This is a genomic window from Stenotrophomonas sp. GSD10 (assembly GCF_056172695.1).
Genome location: NZ_JAOCMC010000002.1, coordinates 2706940 through 2719257, shown reverse-complemented (window position 1 = coordinate 2719257; position 12318 = coordinate 2706940). Strand labels below are relative to the sequence as shown.

Below are 12318 nucleotides of genomic sequence, written 5' to 3'. Positions count from 1 at the left end.
GTGTGCCGACCAAGGTCGGCACCCACTTCAGGCAGTCGGAGCTCTTTCCCGGCGCAGCAGTTCACGCTTGCGCGCCACGCCCCAGGCGTAGCCGGACAGGTCGCCGTCGCGGCGCACCACGCGGTGGCAGGGCACCGCCACCGCCAGGGGATTGCTCGCACACGCCCGTGCCACCGCGCGGCTTGAACGGGGCGCACCGATGCGCGCGGCGATGTCGGCATACGAGGCAGTCTGCCCGCGCGGAATCTGCTGCAGGGCCTGCCACACCCGCTGCTGGAAGGCGGTGCCGCGGATGTCCAGCGGCAGGGTGGCGCCACGGGTGGGATCCTCGACCAGGCCCACCACCTGCGCCACCAGGTGTTCATAGCCGCTGTCGGCACCGATCAGTTCGGCCTTGCGGAAGCGTTGTTGCAGCGACTGCAGCAGCGCTTCCGGATCATCACCGAGCAGGATCGCGACGACGCCGGTTGCGCTGTTGGCCACCAGCACACTGCCCAGCGAACTTTCCGCGATGGCGAAGTGGATGACCTCACCACGGCCGCCGGCCCGCCACTGCTTCGGGGTCATGCCCAGCAGCCGCGGCGCGTTCTCGTAGAAGCGCCCGCTGGAGCCGAAGCCGGCGTCGTGGAAGGCGTCGGTGATGCGTTCCGACTGCTGCAGTCCGGTGCGCAGGCGATCGGCGCGCAGGGCCGCGGCGTACTGCTTCGGGGTCAGCCCGGTGGCCTGCTTGAACAGGCGATGCAGCCGGGTCGGGCTGCAGCCGGCGAGGTCGGCCAGTTCCTGCAGCGAGGGCTCGTCGAGGCTGGCCTGCAGGTGGCGGCAGACCCGCTCGACACGGGCATCGAGGGTGGGGAGGCAGTGCTGTCCATGGGCGGATTCTGGCACGGGCGGGTTCTGCGGAAACTCCGTTTCCTGCACCTGCCCGCGAGGCCCGGAAACGGAGTGTCGGCGCGGCAACGGCGCGGCATCGTGGCGGCCCTTTCACCGCCAGGAGAGCGCAACATGCGCCTGAACAACAAGATCGCCCTCATCACCGGTGCCAGTGCCGGCATCGGCCGTGCCAGTGCGCTGCGCTTCGCCGCCGAAGGCGCAAAGCTGGTGCTCAACGCGCGGCGACCGCAGCCGCTGCAGGAACTGGCCGCACAGATCCGAGCGGGTGGCGGCGAGGTGGTGGTGCATGCCGCCGACGTGGCTGATCCCGAGACTGCACCGGCATTGGTGGCACTGGCACAGCACAGCTTCGGCGGGCTGGACATCGCGCTCAACAACGCCGGCATGCTCGGCCCTGGCGTGCCGGCGGCGGAGTTCCCGGCCGACGCATGGCGCGAGGTGATGGCGACCAATCTCGATGCGGCCTTCCATGCCGCACGCGCCCAGTTGCCGGCATTGCTGGCACGCGGCGGCGGCTCGCTGGTGTTTGTCGGCACCTTCGTCGGCCACACCGTGGGCTTCCCGGGCATGGCGGCCTATGCGTCGAGCAAGGCCGGGTTGATCGGGCTGAGCCAGGTGATCGCCGCCGAGTACGGCGCGCGCGGCGTGCGCAGCAATGTGTTGCTGCCCGGTGGCACCGATACCGAAATGGGGCGTCAGGCCGCGCCCACCGGCGATGCGCGTGATTTCGTGCGTTCGCTGCATGCACTGAAGCGGATGGCCGAGCCGGAGGAGATCGCCAATGCGGCGCTGTTCCTGGCCAGCGATGAAAGCAGCTTCGTGACCGGAACCGCGATGCGGGTGGAGGGTGGGGTGTCGATCACGCGGACCTGAGTGCTACTGCGGATACAGGGTCCGGCAGAGCCGATGGCCGGTTCAGGGAGCCAACCGCAGCTGGTCGACATCGCTGACCGCGATGTGGGTCTGGTAGTAATACTTCCTGCTCTGGCGGCCGGCCGAATCGAAGAAGGCGATGCGCACCCGCCTCGCGGTTCCGCTTACCAGCAGGTGCCGGCCCAGCAGCTGTTCCAGCTCCAGGCCAAGATGTGCTTCCAGCTGCGGGCGCAGGGCAGCATCGATGTCGAGGGTGATGTTGAGCGGATGCCGATAGTCGCGCTCACTGTTCAGGTAGATGTGGCCGTTCTCCGCGCCGGACGCCTGTACCGTGAGTGCGAAGGTGCCTGAGATGCCGCTTGCGGGATCATCCTGCGCTGCGCGCACCGCTTGGTCGTTGCCGATGTAGCCGGCTGCGGTAGCTGGCCGGTCGCCCATGCGATGGGCGCAGCCGGCGGTAAGCAGCAGAAATATCAACAGCAACAGGCGGGACATTGCGCATCCTTGTGCGGAGGTCGGATGCCGATTGTGTGCATGCCACAACGACGTAGACAAGTCGGGTGAGTGCATGCGTGCACATCGTGACTGCATTTCCCCGACCGCCGCGTTACCTGTACTACACCACGCTGCAGGCCCGAGCGGTTTCGAGCAGAAACGATGAACGACAAGAAAAATCCCCCATCCGAGGGCGAGATCCGGCAGGGCAGCGAGGAAAGTCGGCAGGACAGGAAGCAGGACCATGTGGCCAGGCAGCGGCCAGGGCAGCGCGATCAACAGGTGCGCGATGCGCATTCGCGCAGCCCGCAACGCAAGGATGGCGGCCAGGAGCCTGCCTGAGCCAGCACCCGGAAACGAAAAAACCCGCAGATCGCGAGGATCTGCGGGTTCTTCTGAATAGTGGTGGAGCCAAGGAGGATCGAACTCCTGACCTCGTCATTGCGAACGACGCGCTCTCCCAGCTGAGCTATGGCCCCACGGCAGGCTTTCAGTGTAGCGCCGCCTGCCGGGCTTGCCAAGCGGCCGGCCGGGACGGTGGCCGTGCAGGGTCTACCACCGTCCCGGCCGGTTCAGCACAGGGCCTGGCGCAGCAGGGCGCCTGCGCGCTGCACGGCCACGTCGGTGGAGGCACTGACCGTGTGCAGATGGATGCAGGCGTGGATCATCCCGGGCAGGCGTTCCAGCGTGCAATCGGTGCGGCAGGCCTGCAGCCGCCGTGCGTACTGTTCGGCCTCATCACGCAGCGGGTCGTGCTCGCAGCTGAGTACCGAGGCCGGCGCCAGTCCATGCAGATCCGTTGCATGGGCCGGCGAGGCCAGTGCCGGCGGCGCGCTCGGATCGCCGAGATAGGCCTGCCAGCAGCGTTGCATCAGTTCGGCGCTGAGGTAGTAGCCACTGGCGTACTCGCGATAGGAGTCGCTGCTCATGCCGGCGTCCAGTGCCGGGTACAGCAGCAGCTGATGGCGCGGCTGCGGCAGGCCGAGATCGCGCAGCAGCAGGCAGCAGGCGGCCGCCAGATTGCCACCGGCGCTGTCGCCGCCGATTGCCAACCGCAGCCGGTCCAGCCCAAGGCGTTCGGCGTTGGCCTGCAGCCACGACCAGGCGTCGGCAACGTCGTGCAGCGGTACCGGGAACGGGTGTTCCGGCGCCAGCCGGTAGCCGACCGCGGCAACCACGCAGCCACTGGCATTGGCCAATGCCCGGCACGGGCCGTCATAGACCGCCAGCGAGCACTGGAACCAGCCGCCGCCGTGGGCGAACAACAGGGCCGGTGCCGGTCCTTCAGGCAGCCCCTCCGGTGTGTACAGGCGCACTTCCAACGCGTGGCCGTCGCGTGCCGTCACGCTGTACTCGACCACCTGTGCCACCGGCTGCAGTGCACCCTGCAACTGCGGCAGCGCCGCTGCGCTGATCGCACGCAGCTCGCGCAGGTCCTCCGGCAGCGGATGGGCCGCGATGGCATCGACGAACTGCTGCAGCGCGGGTTCAAGCTGCATGGCGCGCCTCCTGCAGGAACGGCAGCAGCTGCGCGAGGAACGCCTGCGGCGCTTCTTCCATGATGAAGTGGCCGCAGCCGGGTACGATGCTGCCGCGCACGTTGTCGGCATGCGGTTGCAGGGTCAGCATCGGCGCATCGGCGGTGGCGTGCTCGGCGCCGATGGCCAGCACCGGCATCGCCAGGCGGCGCTGCGCACGTTCCTTGTTCTGGCGGATGGTTTCCGGAATCGCGCGGTACCAGGCGAAGCCAGCGCGCAATGCGCCGGGGCGGCTGTAGGCGGCGATGTACGTGTCGGCGGCCACCGCATCGCGGCGGTACGACCAGCGGTCGAACATGAATTCCAGATAGGCGCGCTCGCGGCCACTGATCAGTGCCTCGGGCAGGTCGGCGACCTGGTTGAACATGAAGTGCCAGAGGAAGATGTTGTCGGCCGGTGCGGCGAAGATGCCCGGTTCCGGCGCCAGGCCGGGAATCACCGCTTCGGTGACCGCCAGCTGGCGCACCGCCTGCGGCTGGTCGCTGGCCAGTGCATAGGCGATCCACATGCCGATGTCATGGCCGACCAGCTGGTAGCGGGCATGACCCAGCGCCAGCATGGTCTGGTGCAGCACCGCGGCGGCGCTGCCGGTGTCATAGCCATGGGCCGGGCGGTCGGATTCGCCGATGCCGGGCGGATCGACGGCGATCGCTTCAAAGCCGGCGTCGGCCAGCGCGTGCAGCACGTGGCGCCAGGCGTACCAGGTCTGTGGCCAGCCGGGAATCAGCAGCACCGGTTCGCCGTGGCCGGCGGACACGCAATGCACGCGCTGGCCGTCGATGCGCAGGTAGTGGTGGCGCAGGGCGTTGTCGCCGGCAGCGCCAGCGGGAAGGGACGTGGTCATGGGGAATGCTCCGTGGGGGCTCAGGCGATGCCGAGCATGTGCTGCATCTGTGCGGTGCTGATCGGCGCACCGGCGAAATCGTCGAAGATCTTGTCGGTGACCGGAATGATGTGGTCGCGGATGAACGCGGCACCTTCGCGCGCGCCGGCTTCCTGGTCCTTCAGGCAGCACTCCCATTCCAGTGTCGCCCAGCCTTGGTAGTCGTACTGGGCCAGCTTGGAGAAGATCGACTTGAAATCGACCTGGCCATCGCCGAGCGAGCGGAAGCGACCGGCCCGCTCGGTCCAGTCGGCATAGCCACCATAGATGCCCTGGCGGCCGCTGGGGCGGAACTCCGCATCCTTGACGTGGAACATGCGGATCAGCGGGTGGTAGATGTCCAGGTACTGCAGGTAGTCCAACTGCTGCAGCACGAAGTGGCTGGGATCGAACAGGATGCGGCAGCGCTCGTGCTGGCCGACGCGCTCGAAGAAGCGCTCGAAGCTGGTGCCGTCGTGCAGGTCTTCGCTGGGGTGGATCTCGTAGCAGAGGTTGACGCCGTTGTCCTCGCAGGTATCGAGGATCGGCCGCCAGCGACGGGCCAGTTCATCGAAGGCGGCATCGATCAGACCCGGCGGGCGCTGCGGGAACGGGAACAGGTAGGGCCAGGCGAACGAGCCGGAGAAGGTGCCCATGTCCTGCAGGCCGAGCCGGCGCGAGGCGCGGGCGGCCAGGTGCAGCTGCTGCTGCGCCCACTCGCTGCGGGCCTTCGGATTGCCGCGCAGTGCTTCCGGGGCGAAGCCATCACAGAGTTCGTCATAGGCCGGATGCACGGCCACCAGCTGGCCGAGGATGTGGGTGGTCAGTTCGCTGACCTGCAGGCCGTGCTCGGCCAGGGTGCCGCGGATGTCGTCGCAGTAGTCCTGGCTGTCGGCGGCGGTGGCCAGGTCGAACAGGCGCGCATCCCACGCAGGAATCTGCAGCGCCTTGAAGCCGTGGCCGGCGGCCCATGCGGCGACACCGGAAAGTGAGTTGAACGGGGCCTGGTCGCCGGCGAACTGCGCCAGGTGCAGGCTGGGGCCCTTGAGGGTCTGCATGTGTTGCTCCAATTGTTTGTCGGTCGACAAAGAATAGGCGCGACTCTCGTGATGGTCAACACCCGCGTTACACTGCGCGCCTCACTGGAGCAGGCAGGACAGATGGCAGGGCGACCGCGCGAATTCGACAGGGACCTGGCGTTGCGCAAGGCGATGCTGCTGTTCTGGCAGCACGGCTATGAAGGCACCTCGATGTCGGCGCTGGTGGAAACGCTGGGCATCGCCTCGGCGCGCATCTATGCCGCGTTCGGCAGCAAGGAGCAGCTGTTCCGCGAGGCCGTGGCGCTGTACGAAGAGGGCGAGGGTGGCTTCGCACCGCGCGCGCTGGAACAAGCGTCGCTGCGTGAGGCGATCGGTTCGATGCTGCGCGAGGCGGTGCTCACCTACACCCGGCGCGGGCGTCCGCACGGCTGCCTGGTGGTGTCTTCGGCCAGCAGCGTGTCGCCCGATGGCGAAGGCGTGCGCGACTGGCTGGCCAGCCATCGTCGCCAGCGCACGGCGGCGATCATCGCGCGGCTGCAGCAGGCGCAGGCCGAGGGTGAGCTGGCCAACGACGCGGCGGTGCAGGCACTGGGTGACCACTTCGCCACGGTGTTGCACGGCATCTCGGTGCAGGCCCGTGACGGCATCAGCCGCGAACGCCTGCTGGCGATGGTTGACGTGGCGCTGACCCCGCTGCCGTGAGATCCGGGTCAGATCCGTTTTCCCCTGGAAAACGGATCTGACCCCAAGCGGCGCTGGCTGACTGTGCCGAAACCGCTTGTTTCGCCGGCTTTTGGCATCGCGCAACGAAATCGTAACAATTTGGGGGATAATGACCGCTTGCGCAGTTTTCCTCCTTTTTGCCGCCCGGCTCGCGCAGGCCGCACGGACGCCTCCTCAGAGCATTGCATGCCCTCCCATACCGATTCCCGCCGCCTGTCGGGTACGTCGTCTTCCTCCGTTTCCTTCCGCCGCCACCCGCTGGCCCTGGCCTGTGCCGGCCTGGCCCTGGTCGGCAGCTTCGGTGCCGCCGCGCAGGACAGCGCGCCGACCCCCACCGGGCTGGACACGATCACCGTGACCGCCGAGCACCGCGAGCAGAACCTGCAGGAAGTGCCGGTCTCGGTGGGTGTGGTGCAGGGCGAGCGCATGCGCGACTTCACTGCCGGTGGCGATGACACGCTGCTGGCGCTTTCTGGCCGCGTGCCGAGCCTGTATGCGGAAACCACCACCGGCCGCATCTTCCCGCGCTTCTACATCCGTGGCCTGGGCAACATCGACTTCTACCTGGGTGCCTCGCAGCCGGTGTCGATCATCCAGGACGACGTGGTGCTGGAACATGTGGTGCTGAAGTCCAACCCGGTCTATGACGTGGACCAGGTGGAAGTGCTGCGCGGCCCGCAGGGCTCGCTGTTCGGCCGCAACACCACCGCCGGCATCATCAAGTTCGACACGCTGAAGCCGACCCAGGACTACACCGGCCGCGTCAGCGCCAGCTATGCGACCTACAACAGCGTGTCGATCGACGGCGGCTTCGGCGGCCCGATCAACGACATCGCTTCGTTCCGCGTGTCGGCCCTGTACCAGCACCGCGACGACTACGTCGACAACACCTACAAGGGCCCGAGTGCCGACGGCACGGTCAGCCCGAAGAAGAATGCCATGGGCGGCTTCGATGACCGCAACGTGCGGGCACAGCTGCTGCTGACCCCGAGCGATCAGTTCTCGATCCTGGCCTCGGCCCACGCCCGCGATTACGAAGGTACGTCGACCCTGTTCCTGCGCAGTGCGCTGACCAAGGGCTCGAACAAGACCGACGTGGCGCGTGACAAAGTGGCCTACGACGAAGCCGACAACAACCCGCAGGCCTACAAGACCTACGGCGGCTCGGTGAAGGCGCGCTACGACTTCGGTGCGATCGACTTCACCTCGATCACCGCCTACGAGACCACCTCCGGCTACAGCCGTGGTGATACCGACGGCGGCGCTGCGGTGAACTTCCCGGTCAACGGCGTGCCCAACGGCTACGGCCAGTCGATGGGCCGCATCCGCGACCTGGACCAGTGGACCCAGGAGTTCCGCCTGACCAGCCATGACGACAGCGCGCTGCAGTGGCAGGCCGGTGCCTTCTACTTCAATGGCAGCGACACCACCGACTTCTACCAGCGCGCCTGGTTCCTGCAGGGCGCGGCCCGCAACCCGAACAACTGGGTGCGCCTGCGCAACAAGAACACCTCGTGGGCCGGTTTCGGCCAGCTGAGCTACGCCTTCACCGACAAGTTCACCGTCACCGCAGGCCTGCGCCAGACCAAGGACGAGAAGCACACCCGTCTGCTGAAGACCGCTGACACTGCTGCCGGCGTGGTCACCTACAAGGGCCGTACGGACGTGAAGATGTCCGATACCACCCCGAGCTGGGACCTGAGCGCGATGTACCAGTTCACCCCGAGCGTGAGCGTCTACGCGAAGGTGGCACGTGGCTTCCGTGGCCCGACCATCCAGGGCCGTTCGGCCGTGTTCAACGCCGACTTCACCACCGCCGATTCGGAAACGATCCTGTCGTGGGAAGCGGGCGTGAAGAGCAGCCTGTGGGACAACCGCCTGCGCCTGAACGCCACCGCGTTCACCTACACCGTCAACGACATCCAGCTCAACGGCAACGATTCGGACGGCAACGGCGTGCTGTTCAACGCCGACAAGGCCAAGGCCTACGGCTTTGAAGCGGACATGGAGCTGCGCCCGATCCCGAACCTGACCCTGAGCGCCGGCCTGAGCCTGCTGCACAGCGAGATCAAGGACAAGCGCGTCTACGCGCAGGTCTGTGGCCTCAACGGCCAGGTGGTGTGCACGGTCAATGACCCGACCATCAAGGTCGGTGCCAACACTTTCGCGCAGATCGACGGCAACCCGCTGCCGAACGCGCCGAAGTACAACGTCAACCTGGCTGCCCGCTACGACTTCCCGGTCAGCGATGCCGGCACCATGTTCGTGTCCACCGACTGGAACAAGCAGGGCTACACCAGCTTCGTGCTGTACGACAGCAAGGAATTCAACTCCAAGGGTGATTTCGAGGGCGGCCTGAAGATCGGCTACTCGGGCAACTACGGTGCCTACGAAGTGGCGCTGTTCGCGCGAAACATCACCAACGAGAAGAACCTCAAGGGTGTGATCGAGAACTACATGGCCGCGGTCTACAACGAACCGCGCACCGTGGGTGTCTCGCTGAACATGAACTGGTAAATCCGGTCGTCCGCGTTTCGAGAACGGCGCTCCTGGAGCGCCGTTTTTCGTGCGCCATGCTAAGGTCCTGCGCTGTGTTGAAAGGATCTCGACCATGCTCGATGCGCTGTACCAGACCTATTCCGAATCCTGCGCTGGTGCAGCGCTGCAGGCGCGCTGCCGGGAGCAGGTAGTGTCCTGGCGTTGGGCGAGCCACTCGATGGCCTTCGTGGTGCCGTTCATGCGCGAAGAGCATGGCGGGCCGATACCGCGCTGGATCGCCGATGCCAAGGCTGATCCCGCCCGGCATGTCCATCATGGGTTCGATGCGCAAGGACGGATCATCCTTGAGTGCGAGCCCAATGGGAGCATGTCGGTCTGGCTGCATCTACCGGACGTTCGACAACAGTTCTCGTTCCACAACTCCGGCAGTCTCGGCTCGATCATGCAGTTCCACGAACCCGGCGGACGCCTGCAGCAACTGCAGCTGGCCGCCGACGGTCGTGGCTTCACCGAACACTACGAGTGGGAAGGCGAGCGCCTGCTGCGCGTACTGATCGAGAACCGCGGTGGGGGCCGGCGCACCTGGTGGTGCCAGCGCCTGCATGACTATGACGACGACGGCCAGTTGCAGCGGATGACGCTGGAATATCTGGACAACAGGAGGCGCCGCAAGGGCGACGCGCAGCTGCTCTATCTGCGGCCCAGGACGGGAGAAACGCTGGCGACGGTCAGCGCCGAGGTGCAGCGCCTGCTGCAGGAGGCACTCGCCGATGCCTTGCCACGCATCCCGCAGGAAGAGCCGCTGTACTGCCTGCTGCTGTGCTTCACCGAGGAAGACCTGCCGGCGGCCTGGCCGCCTTTCCTGGTCTGGGGCCGGCAGTCCTACCGCGAGCAGGTACTGGCGCGGGGCGAGGAGGTGGCCTATTACCTGTGGGCACCGGATGAGATCCGCCAAGCGCAGGTCGGGCCCTGCGAGCGCTGGTTCGATGCGCCCGCGCTGGTTCAAGCGTGCGCCCGCCACACCCAGTACATGGCGCTGCGGCAGAGTTCGGCGTCGGCGATGCAGGTGCTGAAGAAGGTGGCCGCCTGGCTGGATGCGCCGGAACGGCGTGGGCAGCTGCGGACCACCGATGATTTCGTGGTGGCGGTGGCAGACAACACCGGAAGTGTCGATCCGTTGCCGGGCATGCGGCGGGCACTGGCGCCCGAGCGCTGGGCGCTGTTGAAGTCGCGCGGCTACGTGTGATGCGGGCGCGGCCCGGAAGTCCGGGCCGCGCTTCCTCGTTGCCTCAGACCGCAGTGAGGTCGCTGTCCTGGCTGCGCTGGCCGAAGGTCAGGGCCCAGGTGGCGCTGTCCACCTGTTGGCGGTCCTGCGCCTGCTGCTTGCGCGCACGGCTGGCACCGAACCAGCGCCCTTCGCCGTTGATCAGTGGTCCCATGCGCACCACGTCCACGTACCCGGTATCGATCTCGCTGGCGCGCTGCAGCCAGGTCAGGGCCAGGAAGGCGTTGGCCGGCACGCCGTTGCCGAAGTGGTAGACGTCGGCCAGGTAGCCGGCGGCCCACAGCTTGTCGTCGTCCTCACCGCGCCACCACAGCGGAATCAAGGCACGTTCGACCGCTTCGCGCTTGTGCGCGTCGTTCTGGCCATCGAATGCCAGGCAGGCCAGGTTGCGGCAGGTCGGGCCCCACACGCGTTCACCGGCCTCGGCTTCGCGCAGGCAGCGCAGGTACAGCTCGCGTGCACGCGCTTCGTTGTCAGCGCCACCGGCGGCAACCAGGCGCACGCCCAGGTTGTAGGTGGCGATCAGGTCACCGCCTTCCACCGCGCGCTCCTGCCAGTACAGGGCCTTCTGCGCATCCACGAAGTCCGGCTGGTCGCGGCCACCCAGCCGGCCCTTGTACAGGTCGCACAGCGCGGCCATCGCACCAGAATCGCCAGCGTCGGCCATGCGCTGCAGCAGCGACAGGCCCGCATCCTGCGAGACATCGCAGAACAGGTTGGACGCAAAGGTGACCGTGGAGGTCTTCTGTTCCGCTGCAATCTTCAGGGCGCGCTGCAGCAGGGGCTGCGCACGTGCCGGGTCGGCGGTCTGGCCCAGCAGGCCATGCTCGATGGCAGTGGCGGCCCAGAGCAGGCCGAGCGCCGAATCGCCTTCGTGGGCGGCGTAGTCCACCACCTGCGCGAACAGGGCTTCGGCTCCGTCGACATGGGCGAACCAGGTGCAGGCCTCAAGGCCGCTGAAGCCACCGTGCAGCACCATGTCACGATCCAGCGCCCAGGCCTGCTGAAGGTCCTCCAGCGCCGCCTGCATGCAGCCGGCGTCCCAGTGCACCTGGTCTTCGATCTCCTCGATGCGGCCGAGGTGGAAGCGGAGCGCGGCGCGCTGGATCAGGACCTCCGCACGTACGAAGCGCTCCAGGTGCCCGTCGAGGATCTGCGCATAGGCACGCTCGTGCGCAGCCACGACATCGGCATCGTCGCGGTGCGGCAGCTCGCCCAGCCAGTCCTGTTCCTTGCACCAGCGCAACGCGTTGCGCTGCGCCAGCTCCAGGCCACGGCACCAGCTGCCTTCGATGAAATCCTCCATCGCCTCGTGGCTGCCACCCCAGCGCGGGTACAGGTAGTACAGGGTGTCTTCCAGGGTGCTCTGGTCGTTGGGACGTTGCTGCAGCACCAGGTGCATCCAGTACGCCAACGGTGCGTCGAAATCGTCCTGGTCACGCTCCTGCAGCAGCGCGGGCAGCGCGCTGGGCAGGGTCTGCAGCGGCGCGCCGAAGCGCGACAGCATCTGCACCGCCTGCGGCCACGCCTGCGGATAGCGCTCGGCAAGCACCTGCTCATCGGATTCGGCCGGCTGGCCGGCCTGCAGTGCACGCAACCAGTTCGGTTCACGCAGGTAGCTGGTGATGCGCTTGATGCCATCCAGCGCCAGCGCCGGTCGGGATGACAACGGAATCGCCTGCAGGTAGGCATGCACGGCATGGTCGCGGGCCAGCTGTGCGGCCAGCCACTGGCTGTCCTCGACCAGCGCGGCGACGTCGGCGCTGCGCAGCGCGCCTGCGGCGGATTCCCAGCAGGCGCCCAGGCGCAGGTGCGCGTAGTAGCTGTGCGGGGCCGCGGCGACCCACTGCTGCGCCTGCTGCAGGCGCTCATCCAGGCTCAGTTCTGCATCATGCAGGTTGCGCAGGCGCCAGCGGATGCCGGGCAAGGGTCGCACGCCGTCCAGCCAGACCTGCTCGTGGGGCGCCAGCAATGCATCCAGCACGGCATAGTCCTGCGCCTGCAGTGCGCTGCGCGCCTGGGCGCGCCAGGCCAGATCCTCCACAGAGAGGCCGTCCTTCGCAATTCCGTTTGTCATCTGATGCAATCCAACATGGCGGGGCCGCTATTGGA

The 12318-nt window shown here is 67.2% G+C and carries 10 protein-coding genes, 1 tRNA gene and 1 pseudogene; 5 read left to right on the top strand and 7 right to left on the bottom strand.

Features of this window, described 5'->3' with window-relative positions; genetic code table 11:
• Positions 1–27: 27 nt before the first annotated feature.
• Positions 28–869, bottom strand: a pseudogene (locus N4G47_RS12775) (bifunctional transcriptional activator/DNA repair enzyme AdaA).
• A 133-nt stretch (positions 870–1002) separates the two neighbouring features.
• On the opposite strand from N4G47_RS12775, the gene N4G47_RS12770 reads away from it, so the two are divergent.
• The gene (locus N4G47_RS12770) at positions 1003–1764 is read left to right on the top strand and encodes an SDR family oxidoreductase (protein ID WP_475287540.1); all 762 of its coding nucleotides are present in this window, start codon (positions 1003–1005) and stop codon (positions 1762–1764) included.
• A gap of 42 nt (positions 1765–1806) precedes the next feature.
• Here N4G47_RS12770 and N4G47_RS12765 read toward each other — a convergent pair whose 3' ends face one another.
• Positions 1807–2259: a hypothetical protein gene (locus N4G47_RS12765; protein ID WP_475287538.1), complete on the bottom strand. Its 453-nt coding sequence runs from the start codon at positions 2257–2259 to the stop codon at positions 1807–1809.
• 162 nt (positions 2260–2421) lie between these two features.
• On the opposite strand from N4G47_RS12765, the gene N4G47_RS12760 reads away from it, so the two are divergent.
• Positions 2422–2601, top strand: coding sequence for a hypothetical protein (locus N4G47_RS12760; protein WP_475287536.1), 180 nt, complete (start codon positions 2422–2424; stop codon positions 2599–2601).
• 61 nt (positions 2602–2662) lie between these two features.
• Here the strand turns inward: N4G47_RS12760 and N4G47_RS12755 are convergent.
• The 4 genes from N4G47_RS12755 to N4G47_RS12740 all read right to left on the bottom strand — a co-directional run bounded on the left by N4G47_RS12755 (position 2663) and on the right by N4G47_RS12740 (position 5717).
• Positions 2663–2738, bottom strand: a tRNA-Ala gene (locus N4G47_RS12755).
• Between the two features lie 93 nt (positions 2739–2831).
• On the bottom strand, positions 2832–3758 hold the full coding sequence (locus N4G47_RS12750) for an alpha/beta hydrolase (protein WP_475287535.1): 927 nt from the start codon (positions 3756–3758) through the stop codon (positions 2832–2834).
• Entirely contained in the window at positions 3748–4641 is an 894-nt protein-coding gene (locus N4G47_RS12745; protein ID WP_475287533.1) for an alpha/beta fold hydrolase, read from the bottom strand. Before N4G47_RS12745 ends, N4G47_RS12750 begins: the two co-directional genes overlap by 11 nt.
• Positions 4642–4661: 20 nt before the next feature.
• Positions 4662–5717 carry a sugar phosphate isomerase/epimerase family protein gene (locus N4G47_RS12740; RefSeq protein WP_475287531.1) on the bottom strand — a complete coding sequence of 352 codons (1056 nt, stop codon included), beginning with the start codon at positions 5715–5717 and terminating at the stop codon, positions 4662–4664.
• Positions 5718–5819: 102 nt separating this feature from the next.
• On the opposite strand from N4G47_RS12740, the gene N4G47_RS12735 reads away from it, so the two are divergent.
• The 3 genes from N4G47_RS12735 (at position 5820) to N4G47_RS12725 (ending at position 10167) form a co-directional block, all read left to right on the top strand.
• On the top strand, positions 5820–6401 hold the full coding sequence (locus N4G47_RS12735; protein WP_475287529.1) for a TetR/AcrR family transcriptional regulator: 582 nt from the start codon (positions 5820–5822) through the stop codon (positions 6399–6401).
• Between the two features lie 207 nt (positions 6402–6608).
• A complete protein-coding gene (locus N4G47_RS12730; protein ID WP_475287527.1) occupies positions 6609–8939 on the top strand; it encodes a TonB-dependent receptor in 2331 nt (776 codons plus the stop codon).
• Between the two features lie 94 nt (positions 8940–9033).
• On the top strand, positions 9034–10167 hold the full coding sequence (locus N4G47_RS12725; RefSeq protein WP_475287525.1) for a hypothetical protein: 1134 nt from the start codon (positions 9034–9036) through the stop codon (positions 10165–10167).
• A gap of 43 nt (positions 10168–10210) precedes the next feature.
• Here the strand turns inward: N4G47_RS12725 and N4G47_RS12720 are convergent, their stop codons facing one another.
• Complete coding sequence (locus N4G47_RS12720; RefSeq protein ID WP_475287523.1) at positions 10211–12283, bottom strand: DUF4034 domain-containing protein; 2073 nt, start codon at positions 12281–12283, stop codon at positions 10211–10213.
• Positions 12284–12318 lie beyond the last annotated feature (35 nt).